Raw genomic sequence first — 23,456 nt, 5'->3', positions numbered from 1 at the left:
ACCCCGTAAAGCTGCCGTCCGACCGATTTCCGTGATTGCCCATTCTGTCGAAGATCCGTTGTATTACCTGCATAACTTCCGCCAGGTCCTGTGCTGGGTGGGTCAGCGCTACGCAGACCTGCTCGATCTGAGCGAGCAGGCGTTCATCGCTACGTTCGCCGAGCTCGACGCACCTGCACAGGCGATCATGGTGCGCATGGTCATGCGCAAGGGTGAGCTGTTTCGCGATGATCGCCTGCAGTATGCCGAGGTTGGTGATATCGGGCAGGCGCTGGCACCTTTGATGGGGCTTGGCTGGGTGTGCGAGCCCGAGCACTTGACCCTGGAGCAGTTGTTCACGCTCTTGCGCAAGGATGAACTGGTGCAGTGTTTCGCAACGCAGCTCAGCCGGCCGCGTGCGGCCAAGCATGAGTTGCTGGCCGAGCTGCAAGCATTGGAGCTGGCGCCCCGTTCTTTGCGCCAATGGTTCGCCCACAGCGAACTGCGTATCGTGCAGTGGTGCCGACAGCCGGTCTGTGACCGGATCCGGCTGCTGTTTTTCGGCAATCTCTATCAAGACTGGTCGGACTTCGTGCTGGCTGACCTGGGTGTATTGCGCTTCGAGCAGGTAGCGTTCAGTGCTGACTCGCGGGCCTTGCACCAGCGCTCGGAGGTTGACCTGGCGCTAGCGCTGCACCAGTGCGCCGAGCGTCTTGAGGAGGGGGCCGATACCGCTTCGGTCCTGGCGACACTGCAAGGCTTGCACAGTGGCAATGCATGGCTGGCCAGGCGCCGGGCGCGGTTACTGTTCGCGCTGGGCCAGCAGTGTGAACGCAGGGGCGAATGGGATCAGGCCATGGCAGTGTACGCCCAGTGCGCCCACCCCCAGGCGCGCATTCGTCAAGTACGCGTACTGGAACGCACGCAGTCCTGGGAGCAGGCCCATGCCCTGGCCTTGCAACTGGCAGCAGCGCCGGCCAATGCGCTCGAGGTACAGGCGCTGGAGCGCATGTTGCCGCGCCTGGCGCGCAAGCTTGGCGGGCCACCTCAGCGTCGCCAGCGCCTCAAGCCAGTCGAGTTGATCGAGCTGGAACTGCCCAGGGCCCACGCCGAGCTTGGCGTTGAGGAAGCGGTGCGACAGCACCTGGCTGCTTCGGGTGGCGAAGTGCACTATGTGGAAAACACCTTGTTCAACAGCTTGTTCGGCCTGTTGTGCTGGGAGGCTGTGTTCGCCCCGGTTCCAGGGGCCTTCTTCAACCCGTTCCAGTCGGCGCCCCAAGACCTGCACGACAGCGACTTCCAGCATCGGCGCAGCGACGTGTTCGAGCGTTGCCTGAGCCGGCTGGACGACGGTACGCATCGGCAAATCATTCGGGACTGCTATGCCACCAAGCGCGGTCTGCAATCGCCGTTCGTGTTCTGGGGCATGCTTAATGAAACCCTGCTGGACCAAGCCTTGGGCTGCTTGCCGGGCGCTCATTTGAAACAATGCTTTTTGAGGCTGCTGCAGGACATCCGCAATAACCGCACCGGCATGCCGGACTTGATTCAGTTCTGGCCGGAGCAGGGCAGCTACCGCATGGTGGAGGTCAAGGGGCCGGGTGATCGCCTGCAGGATAACCAGCTGCGTTGGCTGGAATTCTGCCGCCTGCACGGCCTGCCGGTTGCGGTGTGCCATGTGCGCTGGAGCGAGGCGGCGTGAGCTACAGCGTGGCCGTACGGGCGTTGTGTGAGTTCAGCGCCAAGGTGGGTGACCTGGACCTGCGCTTCACGCCGTCGCCCACAGCCCAGGAAGGCATCGAAGGCCATCGGCGCGTGGTCGCACGGCGGGGCGCGGGCTATGAATCGGAAATCGCCTTGGAAGGTCAGTTCGAAACCTTGCGCGTGCGCGGACGCGCCGACGGCTATGACCCGGCCTGCAACCGCCTCGAAGAAATCAAGACCCACCGTGGTGACCTGGCTCGTCAGCCTGACAATCATCGCCAATTGCACTGGGCTCAAGCCAAGGTCTATGGCTGGCTGCTGTGCCAGGCGCGTGGCCTGGCAGCCCTAGATGTCGCCCTTGTATACCTGGACGTCGACAGTGATGGGCAGACGCTGATCACCCAGCACTGCACAGCGACGGATCTGCAGGCCTTCTTCGACGACCAGTGCCAGCGGTTTCTGGCCTGGGCTCACGGTCAGCAACGGCGCATTGCGCAGCGCGACCAAGGGCTACTGGCGCTGCGTTTTCCCTATCCGCAGTTTCGTCAAGGGCAGCGACAGCTGTCTGAGACCCTGTACAAGGCCGTGAGCACTGGCCGCTGCCTCATGGCCCAGGCCAGCACTGGCATCGGCAAGACCCTGGGGACGCTGTTTCCCCTGCTCAAGGCCATGGTGCCGCAGCAACTGGACAAGCTGTTCTTTCTGACAGCCAAGACACCGGGACGCGCGCTGGCCCTTGATGCACTTCGTCAACTGACCGACACCCAGGCCCAGCCCGGCCTGCGCACGCTGGAGTTGATCGCCCGCGACAAGGCCTGCGAACACCCGGACAAAGCCTGCCATGGGGAGTCATGCCCGTTGGCGGCGGGCTTCTACGACAGGCTCCCCGCTGCACGCGAAGCCGCCGCTGCCCAGCCCTTGCTCGACCGCAGCAGCCTGCGCGCAGTGGCATTGGCCCACCAGGTATGCCCGTATTACCTGGGGCAGGAAATGGCGCGCTGGGTCGATGTGCTCATTGCCGACTACAACTACTATTTCGATGCCCACGCCTTGCTCTTCGGCCTGGCCCAGGCCAACCAGTGGCGTACCGCCGTATTGGTGGACGAGGCTCATAACCTGGTCGATCGAGGCCGCAGCATGTACAGCGCCAGCCTCGATCAGGGCCAGCTGCAGGCGTTACGCCAGCGCAAGCCGGCCGGGCTGACCACGGCGCTGGACCGTTTGAACCGGCAGTGGAATGCGCTGCACAAAGAGCAGCGCGCACCGTACCAGGCCAGTGACGTGTTGCCCCAAGCGCTGCTGCGCGCACTCCAGCAATGCATAAGCCTGATCCAGGAGCAGATGAATCAATCCCCGGCGCATACCGATCCGCAACTGCTGCAGTTTTTTTTCAGTGCGTTGCAGTTCAACCGGGTGGCTGAACTGTTCGACGAGCATTTCATGTTCGACATCAGTGTGCGCAACGGCCCACGCAACAAGCGCTATTCCACACTGTGCCTGCGTAACGTCAACCCGGCGCGGCTGCTCTCGCCCCGCATGCAGGCGGCCCGCAGCGTGACCCTGTTTTCAGCCACCCTGAGCCCCCGACGCTTCTACCACGACCTGCTGGGCATGCCGGCGGACACCGCCTGGCTCGAGGTGGCCGCACCGTTTCGCGCCGAGCAGCTGCAAGTGCGCATCGCAAGCCAGGTTTCCACGCGTTATCAGCAGCGCAGCGCCTCGTTAGCGCCAATCGTCGAGCTGATTGCGCAGCAGTACCAGCGCCTTCCCGGTAACTACCTTGCCTTCTTCAGCAGCTTCGAATACCTGCAGCAGGTGGCGGAGTTGCTGGCGCGCCAGCACGGGCAGATCCCCCTCTGGTCGCAAGCGCCAGGCATGGACGAGGGTGAACGTCAGGCGTTCCTGGACCGATTCGTCGAAGGCGGGCGCGGCATAGGGTTTGCGGTATTGGGCGGGGCCTTCGGTGAAGGTGTCGATCTGCCGGGAACGCGCTTGATCGGCGCATTCGTGGCCACCTTGGGTCTGCCCCAGGTCAACCCGATCAACGAGCAATTCAAGCAGCGACTTGGGCGCCAGTTCGGCGCCGGGTTTGACTATGCCTACCTGTATCCAGGTGTGCGCAAGGTCATCCAGGCCGCAGGCAGGGTCATCCGGGGCGACCAGGACCGCGGAGTGCTGGTGCTCATCGACGAGCGCTTTGCCGAACCCCGCGTCCAGCAGATGTTCCCAGGCTGGTGGCCGCCAGCGATTGCCTGACCCTACTGCTTGGGCCCGATTCCTCAACTGATGAAAAGGCGGCTTTGAGGCCCTGCGTTCGTTCTGGTCGAGCCTTTGCGGTAAGATCAGCGACCACACCGATCCGCAATCCGTTGTATTGGAGGGCGGTTGAGCGTGTCAGGTTCGCAGTGGCCTGGCCCGTGCGCTGTCTCGAAAGCCTGAGAATGGGTAGCCTGCACTCATCGCCCGCCTGCGCTGCAACACTGCTACAGGATTTATGTTTTGTCCGAACTTCCGAAAAACCCGCTCTTGCAGTACATGGACCGGCTGGCGCCCTCCAGTCAGCAGACCATGCGCTATATCCTCCAGGACGCTGCCGACCGGCTAGGGTTCGTGGACTGCAACCTGGTCGATGTGCCGTGGCACCAGCTTGAGCCTGGCCATGTGATAGGGCTGGTCGCCGCGCTTCGCAGTGATGGTTTTGCGCCCAACAGCTCGTCACTGTATGTCAATGCCATTCGCGGCGTCATGAACGAGGCCTGGCGACAGGGCCTGATCGACCACGAGCACCTGCTGCGCATGCGCGAAGTCAAACCTGCCACTGGCTCGCGACTACCGCCTGGTCGCAACCTGCGGCGCAGCCTGATTCGTGAACTGATGGATGTGTGCGCCGCTGACCCGCGCCCGCAGGGGGTTCGTGACGCCGCCATCATTGCCTTGTTGTACGGCACTGGCATGCGCAAGTCGGAATCGGTGGACATCGATCTGAACCAGGTGGATTTCGAGGCCCGCAGTTTGCAGGTGGTGGGCAAGGGCAATCACCAGCTGATCAAGTACGCCCCGCCCTGGGCCTTCGAGAAACTGCAGGCCTGGCTTGACCTGCGGCGCGCTGACTTGCCTGCCGGCGCCGAGGACGATCCGTTTCTGTTCAACCGTATCCGGCGGGGCAACCACATCACCCGGGCCCGGATCACCAAGCATGCGATCTACTACATTGCCCGCCAACGCGGCACGCAGGTAGGCGTGAAGATCATGCCGCACGATTTTCGTCGGGCCTTCATCACGCGGGTCATCGAAGAGCACGACCTGTCCATCGCTCAGAAGCTGGCGCACCACGCCAACATCCAGACCACTGCCATCTATGACCGGCGCGATGACAATGAACGTCGGCGTGCTGTGGACCGCTTCGACTACTGAACACGCCCATCCTTTGTCCTGAGGATGGCAGACCCTACGCCCATGGCCACGAGCACCTCAATAGCGCTCGTGGTTGCCCCTGCCTAGTGCACGCGATATCGGGCTGCCCGATGCGGGCGCAGCTGTCTGATATCAGCGTCTGTGACTGATCCACTGAATTGGCCCATTCCCTGCTAAGTCCACTTCGAGAATATTGATCGAGTGGTCAGGCAGGGGCGGGCAGCCGTTCCCGCCCAATGCCCTCCCAACGGCTACCAGGCCACGCATTACAAGGGCTGCAGGATGATGCTCGCAGAGCCGCTGAATACATTGGATGACCCGAGCGGGTGGAGCGCTCATCTGCAATTGCGTTTCGTCCTACGTGAGGGTGTGACCCGCCTTGGTGCGCGCCGGCATTTCGGACCTCTTTTGGTGCAACGGCCATTCTATCCAGAAGGTGCGCCATGCCATGTCTATGTCCTGCATCCGCCAGGCGGCATCGTTGCCGGTGACCGGTTGGAGTTGGACATCAGCCTGGAACCCGGTAGCCACGCACTGCTCACCATGCCGGGGGCGAGCAAGTTCTACCGCAGCGTGGGGCCGACGGCGCGCCTGACCCAGCGCTTTCGCCTAGCAGCGGACAGCACACTGGAGTGGCTGCCGCAGGACAGCATTTTTTTCAATGGTGCCAAGGCAACGCTCGAGAGCCGCTTCACCCTCGAAGCAGGTGCTCGACTGCTGGCCTGGGAAACCCTGTGCCTGGGCAGGCCGGTCATGCAGGAGCGCTTCGAGCAAGGCGCGCTCGACAGCCTGCTGAGCATTGAGCAGGCAGACGAAATCGGCTTGCACGAACGCTTGCGGGTGCGCGGTGGACGCCTGGAGAAGCTCGGCGGTCATCCGTTGCTGTCAACCTTCTGCGCTGCGCCCGCCAATCAAGACACCCTCGAGGCCGTACGCCCGCAACTGGATGGGCTAGGTATCCCGGCAGGCGCGACGTTGCTCGGCTCGCTGCTGGTGATTCGCCTGCTCGATCACGATAACCAACGCCTGCAACACACCCTGCAACGCCTGTGGCAAGTGCTGCGTCCGGCCGTCCTGGGGCTGTCCGCCTGCCCGCCACGCATCTGGGCCACCTGAAGAGAGTACCGATGGAGCTGACCCCTAGAGAGAAAGACAAACTGCTGCTGTTCACCGCCGCATTGCTGGCCGAACGGCGCCTGGCCCGTGGCCTGAAGCTCAATTACCCGGAGGCGGTGGCGCTGATCAGCGCGGCGGTGCTCGAAGGAGCACGCGACGGGCGAACGGTCGCCGAGCTGATGAGCCTCGGCCGTGAGGTGCTGACCCGCGAGCAGGTCATGCCCGGCATCGCCGAGATGCTGCACGACGTGCAGGTAGAAGCAACGTTTCCCGATGGCACCAAGCTTGTGACGGTGCATGACCCCATTGTCTGAAACCCCACCGGAGCCCCTGATGATTCCAGGTGAAATCCAGGTCGCCCTCGGCGACATCGAGCTCAACAGCGGCCGTGCCACCGTCAGCGTGAGCGTTGCCAACCATGGCGACCGCCCCGTGCAGGTCGGGTCGCATTACCATTTCTACGAGGTCAACGCGGCCCTGGTTTTCGAGCGTGGCCCTACCCGCGGGTTTCGCCTGGACATTCCGGCAGGTACCGCCGTGCGTTTCGAACCCGGCCAGGCTCGTACCGTGCAATTGGTCGCCTACGCCGGCAAGCGTGAGGTGTACGGGTTCCAGGGCAAGGTCATGGGGCCTCTGGAGCGTGAAGCATGAGCCGACTGTCTCGCCAGGCTTATGCCGACATGTTCGGGCCCACGGTGGGGGACCGGGTACGCCTGGCTGACACCGAGCTGTGGGTGGCCGTCGAAAAGGATTACACCCTGTACGGTGAAGAAGTGAAGTTCGGCGGCGGCAAGGTCATCCGCGACGGCATGGGCCAAGGGCAGATGCTGGCCGCCGAGGCCATGGATCTGGTCCTTACCAATGCGCTGATCATCGACCACTGGGGCATCGTCAAAGCTGACATTGGCATCAAGCAGGGCCGCATTGCAGGCATTGGCAAGGCCGGCAACCCTGACGTGCAGCCAGGCGTCACCTTGCCAATCGGCCCCGGCACCGAGGTGATTGCGGCCGAAGGCAAGATCGTCACCGCCGGCGGCATCGATTCGCACATCCATTTCATCTGCCCACAGCAGGTGGATGAAGCCTTGAACAGCGGCGTCACGACCTTCATTGGCGGCGGTACCGGACCTGCCACCGGCACCAATGCCACCACCTGCACACCAGGCCCCTGGTACCTGGCGCGTATGCTCCAGGCAGCTGACAGCCTGCCCATCAACATCGGGTTGCTGGGCAAAGGCAATGCTTCGCGGCCAGAGGCGCTGCGCGAGCAGATCGCCGCCGGGGCTGTGGGGCTCAAGCTGCACGAGGATTGGGGGTCGACCCCCGCGGCCATCGACTGTTGCCTGGGGGTGGCCGAGGAGATGGACATCCAGGTGGCTATCCATACCGACACCCTCAACGAGTCCGGCTGCATCGAAGACACCCTGGCCGCCATTGGCGAGCGCACCATCCACACCTTTCATACCGAAGGGGCTGGCGGGGGGCATGCGCCCGACATCATCCGGGCAGCGGGGCAGCCCAATGTACTGCCGTCCTCGACCAACCCGACCTTGCCCTACACGGTCAATACCGTGGATGAGCATCTGGACATGCTGATGGTCTGCCACCACTTGGACCCGAGCATTGCCGAAGACGTCGCCTTCGCCGAGTCGCGTATCCGGCGCGAGACCATTGCGGCCGAGGATATCCTGCATGACATGGGCGCCTTCGCCATGACGTCTTCCGATTCCCAGGCCATGGGCCGGGTCGGGGAAGTCGTGCTACGCACCTGGCAGGTGGCACACCAGATGAAAAAGCGTCGCGGACCCCTGGCGCCCGATACGGCCTACAGCGATAACTTCCGGGTCAAGCGCTATATCGCCAAGTACACCATCAACCCTGCAGTCACCCACGGGATCGCCCATGAGGTCGGCTCGGTCGAGGCGGGCAAACTGGCAGACCTGGTGTTGTGGTCACCGGCGTTTTTCGCGATCAAGCCCGCGTTGGTGATCAAGGGCGGCATGATCGTCACTGCGCCCATGGGCGACGTCAACGGCTCGATTCCAACGCCGCAACCGGTGCACTACCGGCCGATGTTCGGCGCCCTGGGCGCGGCCCGCCATGCCACACGCATGACCTTCCTGCCACAGGCCGCAATGGACGACGGCCTGCACCAGGCATTGAACCTGCGCAGCCTGATCGGGGTGGCCCACGGCTGCCGACGGGTGCGCAAGGCCGACATGATCCACAACACCCTGCAACCGGTGATCGAAGTCGACGCCCAGACCTATCAGGTCAGGGCCGACGGTGAACTGCTGGTATGCGAACCGGCCACCGAGCTGCCGCTGGCGCAGCGCTATTTCCTGTTCTGAAGGAGTTCCGATGCTAGTCCTTACCCGTCGTATCACCGACCCCGGTACTCATGCCCAAACCGGCACTGTCACCCTGGATGTGGACAGCCGCATCAAAAGCCGTTTGCGGGTAACCCTGGACGATGGCCGCGAAGCGGGCTTGATGCTGGAACGGGGTCACCTGCTGCGCGGCGGAGAACTGCTGGCAGATGCCACCGGTAGCCAGTTGATCCGAGTACAAGCCGCGCCCGAAGCAGTCTCGACCGTGCGCTGTGCGGACCCGCACCTGCTTGCACGCGCCGCCTATCACCTGGGGAATCGACACGTACCCCTGCAAATCGAGCCTGGCCTGCTGCGCTTTCAGCATGACCATGTGCTCGATGACATGCTGCGTGGCCTGGGCCTGACAGTGGAGGCCGAACAGGCGCCTTTCGAACCGGAGGCCGGCGCCTACCAGAGTGCGCCACATGCCCATGCCCATGGCCATCCCTTCGTGCGCCTGCCTGCTCATTCCTGACCCTGTTGGAGCTACCTATGAAAAAGATGTTCGCGTTGTTGCTGCTGATGCTGGCATTGCCGGCTTTCGCCCACCCGGGTCACGATACCCACCCGCTACAGGACGGGCTGTTGCACCCACTGACCGGGCTGGATCACCTGTTGATGCTGCTGGGTACAGGCGTGTTAGCGGCGCTCACCGGCCGCACGTTGCTGCTCCCCCTGGCCACATTGGCGGCGATGTTCGCCGGTGCTGTAGGGGGGCACGTGTTCGGCAATGTGCTGGGCATGGAAACCCTGATTGCTGGCTCGCTGGTGGTGGCTGGTGCAGCAATGCTGCTGCCAGCAAGGCAACTGCTGCTGGCCCTGGCCATGCCGGTGTTCGCGCTGTTCCATGGCTGGGCGCATGGGGTGGAGGCGACGCCTAGCGCGTTCTGGCAGTTCAGCGCAGGTTTCGTTGCAGTGAGCGGCCTGTTACTGGCCTGTGGCTACGCCGCAGGCCTGCTGCTGCGTCGTCATGCGCGGCTGCAGAAAGCGTTCGGCGGTGGGCTGTTGGCCGGTGCAGCCCTGGTGCTGGCAGGTTGATGAGCACCGATCTGGCGTTGCTGCGATTGTTGCAGCTGGCAAGCCCCGGCTTGCCAGTCGGGGGCTTCACTTACTCGCAAGGCCTGGAATGGGCAGTTGAAGCAGGGTGGGTCAAGGACACGGCTGGCTTTGCAGCCTGGCAACGCGAACAGGTCCAGGACACCCTCGCGTGCCTGGACTGGCCCGTGCTTGTCCGCCTATACGACGCCTGCCTGGCCAGCGATGCCCAGGCTTACGCCCGCTGGTGCCGGTTCTTGCTGGCCAATCGCGAAACCGCAGAGCTGCGCCTGGAAGAGGGACAGCGCGGGGCCGCGCTGGCGCGCCTGCTCGACGGTTGGCAACTGGCACAGGTCCCGGCCTGGCGTGACAGCCTAGGGCTCACCCAGCTCGGTGCCATGGCCTGGCTGGCTGTGCATTGGGCGATTCCCTTGCGCCAACTGGCCATGGGCTACGGCTTCGCCTGGCTCGAAGGGGCGGTGATGGCCGGCGTCAAGCTGGTGCCGTTCGGCCAACAGGCTGCCCAGACCCTGCTGCATGCGCTCAGCAACGACCTGCCCGACGCATTCGATCATGCACTGACCCTCGGCGACGACCAGCTTGGCGGCGGCTTGCCGCTGCTGGCCATCGCATCGTCGCGTCACGAAACCCAATACACCCGTTTGTTCCGCTCTTGAGGACTGCCTGAATGCAAAGCTATCAACAACCCCTGCGTGTCGGTGTGGGTGGCCCTGTGGGCTCCGGCAAGACCGCATTGCTCGAGGCGCTGTGCAAGGCCATGCGCGGTCATTACCAGATCGCGGTGGTGACCAACGACATCTATACCAAGGAAGACCAGCGTATTCTGACCGAAGCCGGCGCACTTGAGCCTGAGCGCATCGTGGGCGTGGAAACCGGCGGCTGCCCGCACACGGCCATTCGTGAAGATGCGTCGATGAACCTCGCAGCCGTCGAGGAGCTGGCGCGCAAGTTTGGCAACCTTGAAGTCATCTTTGTCGAAAGTGGCGGCGATAACCTGAGCGCCACGTTCAGCCCCGAGCTCGCGGACCTGACCATCTACGTGATCGACGTCGCCGAAGGGGAGAAGATTCCGCGCAAGGGCGGACCCGGCATCACCAAGTCGGACTTCCTGGTCATCAACAAGACCGACCTGGCACCGTACGTTGGGGCTTCACTCGAAGTAATGGAGCGTGACACCCAACGGATGCGGCCCGAGCGGCCCTGGACGTTCAGCAACCTGAAAAAAGGGGAGGGGTTGCAGGCGGTGATCGACTTCATCATCGAGCGAGGCATGCTGGGCGTGCGGACCTGACTCCGCTTGATGTGCAACCCCCAGCCTGGGCCGTACGCCAGGCTGGGTAGACAAGACCAGGCAGCGCATCAGCCTGAGTGCGCAACGTGCTCCGGCGTCAGTTCATCCTGAAAATCCGCCTCGCCAGGCAATGCAGTGATGACGCTGAAGTCACTCACCTCGACCTGCCCACCCCCATAACCCAGAAGGTGGAACGAGAAGGCCTTGCGTTCCACTGGGTTGTCGAACCCGAACTCTATCTCCAACGGTTCGTCGGCGGTGACCCTGACTTCCTCCGGCAAGCCTAGCGGCACATCCTGCTCCAGTTGCTTGGCCTTGAGCTGGATGTAAGCGGCGTGCCGGGCGTCCAGCGCACGCACCTTGACCCTGACACGCGTGCGCGAGCCTTCGGGCATCTCCAGGTACTGCGCGCCGATCAGGTTATCGGCCCAGTCGTCATGGATGCGCTTGCTGAGCTGGATGGGTGAGGGCCCGCCAAATTGATAGCGCAGATTGAGGGGGCTTTGCATCAGCGATTGGTCCAGTACGCCGGCCAATGCACCTATTTGCTGCCCCAGCGCATTGTCGCCCTGGTCCAGGTAGCGGGCCCGATCGGCAATGAACCCTTCACTGGCGTAACGGCGACAGCGCTGCTGGAAATCGCACTCGGTAAACACGCCCTTGCCGTCGTGGTAGCGGAGCATGCCATTGGTAAACGAGATCATTTCGCGGCCGGTGTCGTAGTCTCGATACATCGACCGCCCGCCAAGGGCCAGCGGGATGGGCAGCGCGAAATAGTCGAGCAGCGAAGTGGCCAGGTCGACGTGACCGTAGGTACCGCCCTTGAGGTGAGGCAACTGGGCCTGATCGGGTGCGAGGGTCAGGTTGAAGCCCCAGGAAGAAGCCAAGCGCACCCCATCGATGCCGTGGGATTCATCCGAGGTGACCACCACCAAGGTATCCTTGAGCACGCCCTGGCGCTCCAGGTTGTCCAAGAAAGCGCCCAAGGCGTCGTCCAGATAGGCCACGGCGGCCTGCTTGGGGGTGTCGAAGCGCGCCAGGTAATCGGCAGGGGCGGAGTAGGGCTGATGGGTGCCGACGGTGAGCAGGGTGAGCATCCACGGTTGGTCTTGCTTGCGCAGTTGCCCGACGTAATCCAGCGCCCCTTCGAAAAAGGCTCGGTCATCCTTGCCCCATGGGAAGTCCAGGTAATTGCGGTTGCCGAACCACTCCACGCCATGTACCGAATCAAAACCTACGTGGGGCATGATGCGGTCCTTGGCCATGAAACGCAGCCCAGCGCCTTGCAGGTAATGGGTGGTAAAACCAGCCTGGCGCAACTGCGCCGGCAGGCAGGCCTGGTTGCGCTCGGCCTGGGTCAACAACTCCACGCCTTTGGGCGTGCCGTTGGCCAGGTTGTCGTAGTCGCCGCAGAGCATTGCATACAGCCCGCGTATGGTCTGGTGGCTGTGTAGGACATAGTCCGGGGTATTCATGCCCCGCGTAGCCCACTGGCTCAAGCGCGGCATCAAGTCTTCGTCGAAGCGGCTGTGCAGCGCCTCGCGATTGGGACGCAGGTAGGCACCGGGGATGCCCTCGACCGTGATGACCAGCAGGTTGCGCGCACTGCCTGGGCCATCGAGCAAGCGTTGGCCGTTGAGGTCTGATTGGGTAAGGCCGGCGCTGGGCAGGGGGGTGAACGGCGTCACCTGGCCGCTCCAGCGTTGCACTTGGCGCTGCACATCGCCCACCGCCGCAGAGGCGAGCTGATGGCCCAGGTTGTATTGGCGCCATTGCTCGGCATCGGAGGGTGCCAGGTGTTGACTGGCCCAATGCACGCCGAACAAGGCCAGTACCGCTACCCACGCCTTGCGTGGTAACGGCCGGCCAGGCTGGCGACGGGTCTTCCATGCCCAGGCCAACCAGGCCAGCAGCCCGGCACCCATGGACCAAGCCAGCCAGGCGTGGGCCAGGCCGCCCCCGGTGGAGTTTTCCATGAACTGCGGGTCGACCAGGTAGGCGAGGTCTGCGCTGGTGGGCAACCGTCCCACCGCGCTCACCAGTTCGGCCGAGGCGACCCAAAGCAGGGCCCACGCCAGCAGCACCGGCAGCGCCAGCCACCAGGGCCGACGATGCAAAAGCAGTAACAGCGCGCCGCCCAGGGCCAGGTCGGAGAGATAGCCAAGCGGGTTGGACCAGCCCAACGCGGCACGTGCGCCCAAGGGTAGCACCAGCACCAACACGGCCAAGGCGGCGAGCCGCTTGTGTGAGGGGTCTGAGAGGCTTTTCACAAAAACGTTCCTTTGCCATTAAATCGTCATCAATCTGTGGCTGATGATAACAGGCCAAGGGCGGGCAAAGCGGGCGTGCAAAGCGCTGGCACACAAAAGCCAGGCCCGCGTAAGCGGGCCCGGTGCGTCGATCATCAGAAGTAGTAGGGGAATTTCAGACTGAACGAGAAGTCGGGCGCATCATCGGTCAGCCCGATGGACAGATTGGGCACGATCGTAAGGTTGTTGGTCGCCGCAAACGTCATGCCGACGTTGAAGTTGGCCGCGTTGTAGTCGCTGTTGGAGACCGATTGCCAGTCACCACCGTCGGGCTTGATCTTGCTCTTGCGTCCGAACTGGTCGGAGACCGAGAACGACATGCTCATCTTCTCGTTCAGCGCGAAGGCAATGCCCGCACCGATTTGCCACGAGTCGCCCAGCTTCACGTCACCGGGTACCTTGCTGTTGACCTGCGGGCTGATGTCGCTGAAGGAGTCTTCCAGGTTGTACGTGTAGGACAAGCTGCCGAACAGCACGGCCGGGTCGAACGTCTTGACCAGGGAGATACCCGGCGTGATGGACCAGACCCCGTTGCCGGTCGGCAGGCTCTCAGGCACCGAAAGGTTGTCGTTGCCCGCCACTTCGCGCAGCTTGATCCCGTAGGGGTCCTTGCCGGTCGGCGCCTTGACCCGCAAGGTGGCTACGGCATCTGGCCAGGTCTCGGATTCGTCCAGGAACTTGTAGGCGACACCTACGTTGATATCGCCGATTTCCGGGTCGCGCGTGACCGTGGCGTCCGAGGTGCTCGGCCCGGCCCCTCCAGCGCCGCCAGACGAATAGGTGGACTCGCGGTAGATGACCGGGACGTTGATGTCAAACTGCCAACGCTGGTCCAGGTTGTAGCGTGCCGTCAGGTCCAGGGTCCAGTTGTCGGCCTTGATACGGTCCAGGTTGATATTGCCCAGGAAGATCGAATCCAGCGCCAGGAAGCCGTTGAGGGTCAGGGCGCGGGTGTCGTAGTGGGTATAGGTCAAGCCGGTTTCGAGGCTGAACTTGCCACCCCCGAAGAACCCGCTGGCCTCGTCGTACAAGTTGGAGACGCTCTGCGCAGGCTCGGAGTCCGCGGCCAGCGCCTGCCCATACGAGGCGCCGGTGGTCCCAGGCGCCCCGGCAGCGACGGTCTGGCCCCCCTTGACCCGTTCGCTGGGCGATCGCACCAGGCGTTTGGGCGGGGGGGCTGCCGGGGTTTCTTCGACCTGGCGAACCCGCTGCTCCAGCACCATCAGCGCCTGCTGCTGGGCTTCGTAGCGGCGCTTGAGTTCGGTCAGTTCCTGTTTGAGTGCTTCGACTTGCGGATCTACAGCGGCGTATAGCGATGTGGCGGGTGCCAAGGTTGTCAAACACACAACCGCTTTGAGTGCTAACGATCGTTGCATGAAGATGCCGTCCCTTCCGACTGCTGTGATGAGACTGAGCGTAGATCAGTATCCGACAGAGCGAAGCCCTTTGAGCTGGTCCAGGCTGCCATTTAGCGAAGCGGCGGTTGGCAGGTTCTGGCGCATGACCACGTTCAGAGAGGTGACGTTGTTCACCAGGTTGCCATTGCCGAGCACGGTGGTGTTCTGCATCAACCCGCCTTGGGCCAGACGCTGCACGCTGTTGCCCTGATTGCCGTGGGCATCTATGTTCATTTGCACGCCTACGCCTGTGGACGACACGCTCAGCGCGCCGGCGCCGTTCTCGGCCATCAGCGTCTGTCCGGCGGCCAATACCTGCCCATGGGGCTGCACCGTGGGAGCCTGGTCGGCTTTGGTCACATTGACGTTCACATTGTTGTAGGCACTGTTGTCGTCGCCGGCCGCGCGGACCACTTGGGTCACCCCCTGCGTAGTACCAAGCCCGGCACCGCCGCTCACCGTACCGCTGCCCTGGGCAACCGGCTGGGCACTTCCCTGGGCCGTCGGCGCGCCGCGCTCATCGATCAACGAGACGTAGAATTGCGGCTTGATCGTGGCCTGCTGCACCTGCAAGGTGCTGCTGGCGCCTATCACTTCACCGCGCGCGTTCTGCCAGGTGCTGCTCATGACGATGCCGAAACTCACGATTCGACCCGGCATCACGTAGCGTCCGCGCAAGCTCGCCAGTTCCTGGTCCTTGAGCTCGATAGGGTGCAGCACTTCGGCGTGGATAGGCAGGCTGGCCGTCATGCAGGCCAGAACCAACCAGATAGGGGTCTTCATGCAATGCTCCCCGGCGCATCGTGCACCTTGTTCTTGGAAGAGGCGTTAGAAGAAATCGCTTCGAATGAAGCCGTAGTCCAGCAGATCGGCATCCTTGACCGGCGTGAAGCCGTCCAGGCGGCCTTTGGCCGTCAGCGGCAGCGGAGGGTCGAGCAGGGCGTTTTGCTTGTCGTAGCCCTGGCCGATCACCGCGAAGATGATGCCGTTCCAGCCCTTTAGGAAGTCCTCGGTTCTGTAACGCTTGTGCCCCAGCACCGGATCGCCGATGTAGACCCAGCCCCGGTCGACCTTCTGCATGACCACAAAGTGCTTGTAGCCGCGGATGTCCATCAGCACCACCACTGGGATTCGAACGCTGTTCAGTGTCTCGGGCGCCACTCGGTAACCCCGGGCGCGCATGCCCAGGCTTTCCACATAGCGCTTCATGTCGAGCATCGAAAACCCCTGGGTGCGGACCAGGTTCTGGTCGGCATGGGTGAGCATGCCCTCGATGATCTGGTGTTCGTCCACGTCCAGCCAGTAGGCCTGACGCAGGATGGTTGCCAGCGCGGCGGCGCCGCAGCTGAAATCGGTCTTCTGTTGCACCAAGTCGGCGAACTTGCGTTCGCGCATGCTCTGGATGGGCTTGAACACCACCGCGCCGCCAGGCAGGACCGACAGCGGCATCTGGGCTGCTTGACCCATGCTGGCCAGGCACAGCAGGAACGCCAGGGCGAATACGCGCATGATCGACGCCTTTGGGTGCGTTGGAGATAGGCCCCCAAAAAGGGGGCCTTGGGGTCTGGCATCAGAACGAGGTGTTGGAGATGGCCAGCGAGTTGCTCTGCTGGTTGCCCACACCGGCCGCCACGTTCACGCCCAGGTTGCCGCTGCCGCCATTGACCGAACCGCTAAGGGTTGCAGTGTTGGTCACAGGGTTGGCCCAGCCGGTCGGGGTCAGCACTTGGAAGGACACGGTATTGCTCAAGTCGTAAGCGCTGCTTTCGCTGTAGCTCTTGGCGACGTCGTTGGAGGACTGACTGGAGGTTTCGCCAGACTTTTCATACGCCGAAGCCGAAGCGTTCTCGTAGGAAGAGTCATGCGACTTGGTGTACGACGAGTCCCGCGAATGGTTATAGGACGACTCGCGCGACTTGTCGTAGTTGGAGTCGAAGGCTTTTTCGAACGAAGAGTCGTATGCACTTTGCTGCGAGGTGTTCACCGAAGCATCCAGGGATGCATTGAGCGAACCGTCTACGCTGCTGGTGCGGGTGCGCTCGCGATCGCCGTTGGTCAGGGTCAGGGTACGCGTGGCATCGGCAGCCGCTGCCAGGCTGGCACTCAGGCTGGCGCTGCTCGAGGCGCTGGCGCTGCCGCTTGCCGAACCGTTCATGCCCCAGCTGTTGGAACCACTGGCACTGGCACTGTTGGAGCCGCTGGCGTTATTGGCACTCGAACCACTTGAATTCCAACCGCTGGAGCCGCTGGAGCTGGCACTTTGCGAACCCGCCAGGTTGAAGCTGGACGAGGCACTGCGGTCATCGGTGGAGTTCAGCGTACCTTCACGCGAGCTGGAACCGGTGGCCGAGGTGGTGAAGGTCAGGGTATCGACGCGGTACGTGCGGTCGGCCCCGTTGTTGACCACAAGCCCTGGGCCGTTCTGATCGGCCTTGGCCGTAGCCGTGGCATTGCCGATACCGGCGTTGGTATTGGCGATGGCCATGCTGTTTTTCTGCTGGTTCAGGTCGCCGCCGGCAATGTTGATGCCCACGTTACCCGAGCTGCCTTCGCCAGAGCCGCTCATCACTGCCGAAGACTGGGTCGACCAGTTGTCGACACGGTTGTTGTTGCTGTACTGGCTGACGTCAGCGTTGGCTTCGGCGGTGCCGAAGACGAAACTGTTGTCCAGGGTAGAGTCGGCAGCGGCATTGGCGATGGCCGACGCGTTGCCCTGCTGGTTGCCGTTACCAGACGCCACGTTGACACCCACGTTGCCACTGGCACCGGTTGCCGAGCTGCTCATTTCAGCTTCGTTGACGGTGCCCTGGTTGGTGATGGTGTTGCCGGTGCTACGCTGGGTGTCCAGCGCATCGGCCTTGGCCGAGATGGGCAGCCAGGTGGTGCTGTTGCCGTTGTAGCTGCGACGGTTCTGATCGGCTTGTACAGCAACGGCCATGACCGCAGCAATTGCGAAAACCAGAGGCTTGAGTGCCATCGAAGGTTTCATGGTGATTCTCCGTACTCTAAAGGTTAAGTGTCGTTCATGACTCAAACGGTCAGTCGGCGACCCGTATGCTCAAGGTGTTGGCCATGCGGTTTCCCACCCCGGCACTCTGATTCAGCTGAACCACGCCACGGCCACCGGTGAACGCTTGGTCACTGGTGGTGACCTGGCGATGACCCGTCGAGGTAGCAGCTGAGTCAAAGGTGTTGAGCAGCGTCACGTTCTGTTGCAGGAGGACGCTGTCGTCGATGCTTTGCGGTTGTGTACCCACGCTGATGCGCAGGGCGTTGGCCTGCTGGGTGCCTGCACCGGCGCTCTGGTTGACACCAAGCGCGCCATTGCCGTGGCTGAACGAGGCGCCGCCAATATTGGCCTGGGTATCCATGGCAGCGTCCGGAGGTGTATTGAGCCGCTGCCGGATCTGTGTCGTGGCACTGGCGCCGTGGCCCAGGGCGAACGCCCGGGCGTTGGCCTGCTGCTGCAGGTCTCCGGCAGCCTGGTTGACCGTCATGTTGCCCTGATAGGCACGGCCGGCGTCGTCGATGGTGGCGTTGTTGCTGACGGCAGCCGGTGGCTGGGCGATGGCGGACGCGCTGCACAGCAGGGTGATTACGAGCAGGGCAGGCTTCATGTCATTTGCCCCCCGTCAGGATCTGCAGGGGCGCGAGGCCTTTCTGCACGCTCGAATTGACCATGTTGGAGATCCCGTTGCCCGAGCCTGATCCACGTCCGCCTGCCAGGTTGGGCAATTGGGTCTGGTGGCCGAGGTTGCCGCCCAGGTGGTCGGTCTGCTGGGTGATCATGGCGTTGATGCCTGAGCCGCTGCTGATGCTGGCGAAGTCGCCGTCACTCAACTCGTTGGTCTGGCGCAGCACATGATTGACCGGGTTGGCATTGACGGTGGTAGGTGTGGGGTCCGGGCGCAGTGGGGGAATCACGGCATTGCGTGTCTGCACGTCGCGGGTAATGACGATGGTGCCATTGTCGGCTTGGGTGGTTGCGCTGAGCGAGCTGACCACGCACCCCAGCAGCAACAGGTAACCCAGGCGTTTGTCGATGTTCCTCACGACGGCGGTTCCTTCTTCAGCCGCTGGCCTTGTTCAGCGTTGCGCTAGCAAGAGCAGGAGCCGTGCCGCTTTTGAGAAGTCGCGGTATTTCAGGGGGTTAGCGTAATAAAGGCCGTCGTGCAGGCCTGCGTTGTGTCAGGGCTGATACAACGAGCAGATACCGGTGACCGAGCGGTCACCTCTGGGAGAGGGTTTGATCACAGTGGCAGGCAGTGTTTCGGTGGCGTGACACTTACCGCACTTCACGGCGTAAGCCGCATGCTTGCAGGGTTGGCTGCGGCGGGGGTGTGTCAGGGGCTTTACACCGGGGCCGAGCGACGCAGCATTGAAGCGACCAGCTCCAGCGCCAGGGCCTGCCGTGTTGCCCAGTCGCCTTCGATGATGCGGTAAGGCTGATCGTGGTCTTGCAACCAGTGCAGGCTCGCCTCGAAAAACTGCTGGCGCTCTCGCACATCCGGCTGGGTGCGCTGACCATCGGCAACCCAGGGCACGCCCTCAGGGCTAAGCAGCAAGTGCAGGTCGTAGTGACGATCGAGAAGAGCCTGCTCCAGCCAAGGTGGGCAATCGCCGAACAAGGTCTGGCTCCAGAGCATATTGCTGAGCAGATGAGTGTCCAGAATCAGCAGCGACGGCGAGCTTGCGCGTGCAGCGTCTTCCCAGGCCAATTGCCCACGGGCGATGCTGGGGATGTCGGCGTAGCACGTGTCGCGGCAGTGCTGGTCGATGAAGTGACGCACGTACTCACCCACTACCAGCCCACCGAAACGCGCCTGGATCTGGCCGCTCAACCAGCTCTTGCCACTGGATTCGGGGCCGCACAGCACCACCACCTGAGTGCTCGTCACAGCGCTCATGCCTTCACCAACGCTGGGTCCCGGTACCACTCCAGCCATCCGCGCAGGGCGATGAGGGTAAGCACCGCAAACAGCGCTGCGGTGAAGTACAAGTGCTGGTGCAGGTACTGCCCGACATAGATGATGTCCACCACGGCCCACAGGGGCCAGCATTGCAAGCGCTTTTGCGCCATCCACCACTGCGCCACCAGGCTGAAGCCGGTCAGGCTGGCGTCCAGCCAGGGCAGGGCGGCCTCGGTCCAGGTGGCCATGGCAGCACCTAATGCTGCGCTGAGCAGCACGCCCAGGCACAGGTGGGTGAGCAGCGCGCCGGGTCGCAAGCTCGATACCTGGCGTGCCGCATCTTGGCGTTCAGGGCGCTTCCACTGCCACCAGCCATACACTTGCAACAGCGCATAGGCAACTTGAAGCAGCATGCCCGAATAGAGCTTGACCTCGTAAAAGAGCCAGGCATAGATCAGCACCATGATCAGGCCAATGGGCCAGCACCAGGCGTTCTGCTTGACCGTGAGCCACACAGCGATGACGCCGAGGACGGCGGCGATGAGTTCAAGGCCGGACATCGGCGATCCTTGGAGAATTGAGCGGGGGGCGCGATTGTAGCGGTTAGCTCAAGGAAGGTGTAGGGCGTTGCCGGCATCAGGGCCGTCTTGCAGCCCTGAGCCGGTGTCGGCTTCAGACCTTGAACTGGCGCAGCAGTTGTTCCAGGTCCTGGCTGAGCCGGCCCAGCGCCACGCCGGCTTCACTGGACTGACGCGCCGCATCGGCCGCCTGCTGGGAAAGGCCTGCCGTGTCCAGCACGTTGCGGTTGATGTCTTCCACTACGTGGGATTGCTGCAGGGTGGCGCTGGCAATGGAAGCATTCAACGCTGTCAGGGTGTGCAGGGCCTGGTTGATCGCATTGAGGCTGGCGCCTGCTTCACGGGCTTGCGTGACAGTTTGCCGTGAGGCCTCGCTGCTGGTGTCGATCGCCTTGACGGCGGCATCGGACTGGCTCTGCAAGTGTTCGATCATGGTGTGGATCTCGGCGGTGGACTGGGCCGTGCGCTGCGCCAGCAGGCGCACTTCATCGGCTACCACGGCAAAACCCCGGCCTTGCTCGCCTGCGCGAGCCGCTTCGATCGCCGCATTGAGGGCCAGCAGGTTGGTCTGTTCTGCAATCGAGCGGATCACGTCCAGTACGCCGCCAATGCGGGTACTGTGCCCGGCCAGATCGCGGATCACCTGCACTGCCTGTTCGATGGTCATGGACAACCGGTCGATCTGAGCCAGGCTGCCATGGATCGCCTGCTGCCCCTGCGCGACCTGTTGCTGAGCGGTGTGCATCTCCCCGGCGGCCTGCTCGGCGGTCTTGGCAACATCCTGCACGGCGTAGGTCACCTCGTTCACGGCCGTTGCCACCTGGTCCATCTGCAGTGATTGCTGCGCGCTTTGCTGTTGCGCCGCACCGGCGTTGTCGCCTACATGGTCGGCCGATCTGGCCAGCGCATGCGCCGCCCCTTGCAGTTGTCCGATCACCCCTTGCAGCTTGCCGTTGAAGCGGTTGAAGTGCTCGCCCAGCTGGCTGAGTTCATCACGCCCGTGGGTATCCAGCCGCCGGGTCAGGTCGCTTTCGCCGCTGGCGATATTGCCCATGGCCTGCACGGCTTCCTGCAGCGGGCGGGCAATGCTGCGTGCGATGACCCAGACCATCAGGCCCATCAGCAGCGCGATCACCACGCCCAGCAGCGAAGCGTCACGCAGCTGTCGAGCGAACTCGGCCTGTACGTCGTCCACGTAGACGCCAGAGCCGATGATCCAGCCCCAGGGCTTGAACAGCTGGATGAAGGACGTCTTGGCAACAGGTTCGCTAGCCCCGGGCTTGGGCCAGCGGTAATTCACAGGCCCCGCCCCCTGCTGGCGCGCCAGCGCAGCCATTTCGTTGAATACCGCAAAACCATCCGGATCCCGGATGCCCGACAGGTCCTGGCCATCGAGCTTGGGATTGGCCGGATGCATGATCATGCGCGGGGTCAGGTCGTTGATCCAGAAGTAGTCGTCATGGTCATAGCGCAGCGCCCTCACCACCTGCAGGGCTTGTTGCTGGGCCGCGTCGCGGCTCAACGTGCCGGCGGCCTCCAGCTGTTGGAAATGCACCAATACACCTGTGGCCGTTTCCACCACATGCCGGGTTTTCTCAGCCTTGGCCTGGTACAAGTCGCCGTGGATCTGGCGCAGCATCAGCAGACCAAGCGCCAACAGCATGGCTATCGCCACTACCAGGATCAGCCACAAGCGGCTGCTGATCGACATCGATCTAAGCGTCTTCATTGCGCATGCTCCATTTGTTCTTGTTTTCACCTGCATCCAAGCACGCCTGTGGCCATGGACCCACTCGACCAATGGCTAAGTGCCATGTGCCGTGGAGTCTGTTGCCTGCAACGTCATGACAGTGCAAAGGGGTTCTGCCAGCATTTCGGCGGCGCAACATGAAACCTTTAGTAACCGTGAACTTTTCCACTGGCTTTGCGACCAACAGACGCTGTAAAACAGCCGGGCCGCGTGCGGCAATATTCAGGCAAATCAAGAACAAGGAGCTTGCCACGAGCAGGCTCCATCGGGGGGATGATGGATTTTTGGACGGCCTTTCAGGCAATCATACTGGGCGTGGTGGAAGGGCTGACGGAGTTCCTGCCGATTTCCAGTACCGGCCACCAGATCATCGTCGCCGACCTCATCGGGTTCACAGGTGAGCGGGCGATGGCCTTCAACATCATCATTCAGCTGGCCGCCATCCTGGCGGTGATGTGGGAGTTTCGCGGCAAGATAGTCGACGTGGTCCGCGGGTTGCCCACCCAGCCCAGGGCCCAGCGCTTCACCGGTAACCTGCTATTGGCCTTTCTGCCAGCGCTGGTATTGGGTGTATTGTTCGCCGACCTGATTCATGAGTACCTGTTCAACGCGGTCACCGTGGCGGCTGCGCTGGTGCTGGGTGGGGTGGTCATGCTCTGGGCCGAGCGACGGCAACATACGGTTGAGGTGACGCATGTCGATGAGATGCGCTGGAGCCATGCGCTGAAAATCGGTTTTGTGCAGTGCCTGGCCATGATTCCTGGTACTTCGCGCTCCGGCTCGACCATCATCGGTGGCCTGCTGTTTGGCCTGTCGCGTACTGCTGCGACGGAGTTTTCCTTCTTTCTGGCGATGCCGACGATGGTGGGGGCTGCCGTGTACTCGGGCTACAAGTACCGTCATCTGTTCCAGCCCGATGATCTACCGATCTTTGCGCTGGGCTTCGTGACCTCGTTCATCTTCGCGATGATCGCCGTACGCGGCCTGTTGAAGTTCATCGCCAACCACAGTTATGCCGCCTTTGCCTGGTATCGGATCGTCTTCGGCATGCTGATTCTGGCCAGCTGGCTGTTCGGCTGGGTCGACTGGACCGTTGCCCATGGTTGAGCAGCCAGATCGCCAGCGCCCCGCGCAGATACGCAACGCCCGGTTCAAGGGGGTGCTGCTGGGGCTGCTGTGTGTGCTGCCGGTGCTGGGTGTAGCGTGCCTGGCCTACGACGCGCAGGCGTGGTGGCCGCTGGTGGTGTACCCGGGGATGAGCCTGGTCAGCGTGTTGCTCTACTGGCACGACAAGGCCCAGGCCCGCACCCAGGCGCGGCGCATCCCGGAGAAGCTGTTGCACGGTACAGAACTGTTCGGTGGCTGGCCTGGCGCTCTGCTGGCGCAGCAGTTGTTCAGGCACAAGACACGCAAGGTGCCTTACCAGGTTACCTTCTGGGCAATCGTGGTCGTGCACCAGGCCGCCTGGGCGTATTGGCTGTTCTTCCAGGGGCGAGCTGCGGCATTGGCGTGAAACCGCTTTATCACACACGGGAGCGAGCGCGCTTAATACATTTCCCGGCCACTCCTCTATTTGCTCA

General features: G+C 62.9%; 22 protein-coding genes and 2 pseudogenes. 13 read left to right on the top strand and 11 right to left on the bottom strand.

Translation table 11 applies throughout. From position 1 onward, the window contains the following. Positions 1 to 31 precede the first annotated feature (31 nt). The 11 genes from FH041_RS07650 (at position 32) to ureG (ending at position 10,932) form a co-directional block, all read left to right on the top strand. Positions 32 to 1,681, top strand: coding sequence for a VRR-NUC domain-containing protein (locus FH041_RS07650; RefSeq protein WP_104926113.1), 1,650 nt, complete (start codon positions 32 to 34; stop codon positions 1,679 to 1,681). Further along, the gene (locus FH041_RS07645) at positions 1,678 to 3,939 is read left to right on the top strand and encodes an ATP-dependent DNA helicase (protein WP_027915529.1); all 2,262 of its coding nucleotides are present in this window, start codon (positions 1,678 to 1,680) and stop codon (positions 3,937 to 3,939) included. The genes FH041_RS07650 and FH041_RS07645 overlap by 4 nt, the downstream gene beginning before the upstream one ends. Positions 3,940 to 4,182: 243 nt before the next feature. Then, a complete protein-coding gene (xerC, locus tag FH041_RS07640) occupies positions 4,183 to 5,097 on the top strand; it encodes a tyrosine recombinase XerC (protein ID WP_027915530.1) in 915 nt (304 codons plus the stop codon). A gap of 282 nt (positions 5,098 to 5,379) precedes the next feature. Further along, entirely contained in the window at positions 5,380 to 6,213 is an 834-nt protein-coding gene (locus tag FH041_RS07635; protein WP_128610547.1) for an urease accessory protein UreD, read from the top strand. Positions 6,214 to 6,224: 11 nt separating this feature from the next. Continuing rightward, on the top strand, positions 6,225 to 6,527 hold the full coding sequence (locus FH041_RS07630; protein ID WP_003253929.1) for an urease subunit gamma: 303 nt from the start codon (positions 6,225 to 6,227) through the stop codon (positions 6,525 to 6,527). Between the two features lie 19 nt (positions 6,528 to 6,546). Continuing rightward, positions 6,547 to 6,864 carry an urease subunit beta gene (locus tag FH041_RS07625; RefSeq protein WP_028687722.1) on the top strand — a complete coding sequence of 106 codons (318 nt, stop codon included), beginning with the start codon at positions 6,547 to 6,549 and terminating at the stop codon, positions 6,862 to 6,864. Next, positions 6,861 to 8,564: an urease subunit alpha gene (ureC, locus tag FH041_RS07620; protein ID WP_028687723.1), complete on the top strand. Its 1,704-nt coding sequence runs from the start codon at positions 6,861 to 6,863 to the stop codon at positions 8,562 to 8,564. Before FH041_RS07625 ends, ureC begins: the two co-directional genes overlap by 4 nt. Positions 8,565 to 8,574: 10 nt before the next feature. Beyond that, positions 8,575 to 9,060, top strand: a complete 486-nt coding sequence (ureE, locus tag FH041_RS07615; protein WP_028687724.1) for an urease accessory protein UreE — start codon at positions 8,575 to 8,577, stop codon at positions 9,058 to 9,060. 17 nt (positions 9,061 to 9,077) lie between these two features. Next, positions 9,078 to 9,623 (top strand): HupE/UreJ family protein, encoded by a 546-nt coding sequence (locus FH041_RS07610; RefSeq protein ID WP_027915535.1) that lies wholly within the window; start codon positions 9,078 to 9,080, stop codon positions 9,621 to 9,623. Further along, entirely contained in the window at positions 9,623 to 10,297 is a 675-nt protein-coding gene (locus FH041_RS07605) for an urease accessory protein UreF (protein ID WP_027915536.1), read from the top strand. Before FH041_RS07610 ends, FH041_RS07605 begins: the two co-directional genes overlap by 1 nt. Positions 10,298 to 10,308: 11 nt before the next feature. Further along, a complete protein-coding gene (gene ureG / locus FH041_RS07600) occupies positions 10,309 to 10,932 on the top strand; it encodes an urease accessory protein UreG (RefSeq protein ID WP_140174367.1) in 624 nt (207 codons plus the stop codon). Positions 10,933 to 11,000: 68 nt separating this feature from the next. Here the strand turns inward: ureG and FH041_RS07595 are convergent, their stop codons facing one another. From FH041_RS07595 to FH041_RS23200, 11 genes and pseudogenes are all read right to left on the bottom strand, one after another. Beyond that, a complete protein-coding gene (locus FH041_RS07595; RefSeq protein WP_140174366.1) occupies positions 11,001 to 13,202 on the bottom strand; it encodes an LTA synthase family protein in 2,202 nt (733 codons plus the stop codon). A 134-nt stretch (positions 13,203 to 13,336) separates the two neighbouring features. Next, positions 13,337 to 14,617 carry a hypothetical protein gene (locus FH041_RS07590; protein ID WP_027915539.1) on the bottom strand — a complete coding sequence of 427 codons (1,281 nt, stop codon included), beginning with the start codon at positions 14,615 to 14,617 and terminating at the stop codon, positions 13,337 to 13,339. Positions 14,618 to 14,662: 45 nt separating this feature from the next. After that, on the bottom strand, positions 14,663 to 15,421 hold the full coding sequence (locus FH041_RS07585; RefSeq protein WP_027915540.1) for a hypothetical protein: 759 nt from the start codon (positions 15,419 to 15,421) through the stop codon (positions 14,663 to 14,665). 45 nt (positions 15,422 to 15,466) lie between these two features. Next, on the bottom strand, positions 15,467 to 16,147 hold the full coding sequence (locus FH041_RS07580) for a C39 family peptidase (RefSeq protein WP_027915541.1): 681 nt from the start codon (positions 16,145 to 16,147) through the stop codon (positions 15,467 to 15,469). Between the two features lie 61 nt (positions 16,148 to 16,208). After that, complete coding sequence (locus FH041_RS07575; protein ID WP_027915542.1) at positions 16,209 to 17,627, bottom strand: hypothetical protein; 1,419 nt, start codon at positions 17,625 to 17,627, stop codon at positions 16,209 to 16,211. Between the two features lie 49 nt (positions 17,628 to 17,676). After that, a complete protein-coding gene (locus tag FH041_RS07570) occupies positions 17,677 to 18,255 on the bottom strand; it encodes an adhesin (protein WP_140174365.1) in 579 nt (192 codons plus the stop codon). A 1-nt stretch (position 18,256) separates the two neighbouring features. Then, entirely contained in the window at positions 18,257 to 18,691 is a 435-nt protein-coding gene (locus FH041_RS07565; RefSeq protein ID WP_027915544.1) for a hypothetical protein, read from the bottom strand. Positions 18,692 to 18,990: 299 nt separating this feature from the next. Then, positions 18,991 to 19,545, bottom strand: a complete 555-nt coding sequence (locus FH041_RS07560) for an AAA family ATPase (RefSeq protein WP_049696092.1) — start codon at positions 19,543 to 19,545, stop codon at positions 18,991 to 18,993. Continuing rightward, positions 19,542 to 20,108 (bottom strand): nicotinamide riboside transporter PnuC, encoded by a 567-nt coding sequence (pnuC, locus tag FH041_RS07555; protein ID WP_140174364.1) that lies wholly within the window; start codon positions 20,106 to 20,108, stop codon positions 19,542 to 19,544. The genes FH041_RS07560 and pnuC overlap by 4 nt, the downstream gene beginning before the upstream one ends. Positions 20,109 to 20,220: 112 nt before the next feature. Beyond that, positions 20,221 to 20,736: pseudogene (locus FH041_RS23205) on the bottom strand (methyl-accepting chemotaxis protein); the annotation flags it as partial. Positions 20,737 to 21,141: 405 nt separating this feature from the next. Continuing rightward, a pseudogene (locus FH041_RS23200) lies at positions 21,142 to 21,765 on the bottom strand (cache domain-containing protein); the annotation flags it as partial. Between the two features lie 387 nt (positions 21,766 to 22,152). On the opposite strand from FH041_RS23200, the gene FH041_RS07545 reads away from it, so the two are divergent. Next, complete coding sequence (locus FH041_RS07545) at positions 22,153 to 22,983, top strand: undecaprenyl-diphosphate phosphatase (RefSeq protein ID WP_140175107.1); 831 nt, start codon at positions 22,153 to 22,155, stop codon at positions 22,981 to 22,983. Next, the gene (locus tag FH041_RS07540; protein ID WP_049696090.1) at positions 22,976 to 23,389 is read left to right on the top strand and encodes a DUF1294 domain-containing protein; all 414 of its coding nucleotides are present in this window, start codon (positions 22,976 to 22,978) and stop codon (positions 23,387 to 23,389) included. The genes FH041_RS07545 and FH041_RS07540 overlap by 8 nt, the downstream gene beginning before the upstream one ends. The last annotated feature ends 67 nt before the right edge of the window (positions 23,390 to 23,456 follow it).

It is taken from the genome of Pseudomonas sp. SWI7, assembly GCF_006351945.1.
Lineage (GTDB): Bacteria > Pseudomonadota > Gammaproteobacteria > Pseudomonadales > Pseudomonadaceae > Aquipseudomonas > Aquipseudomonas fulva.
Note: the sequence above shows the minus strand (reverse complement) of the source record. Positions and strands in the feature narration are given on the sequence as shown.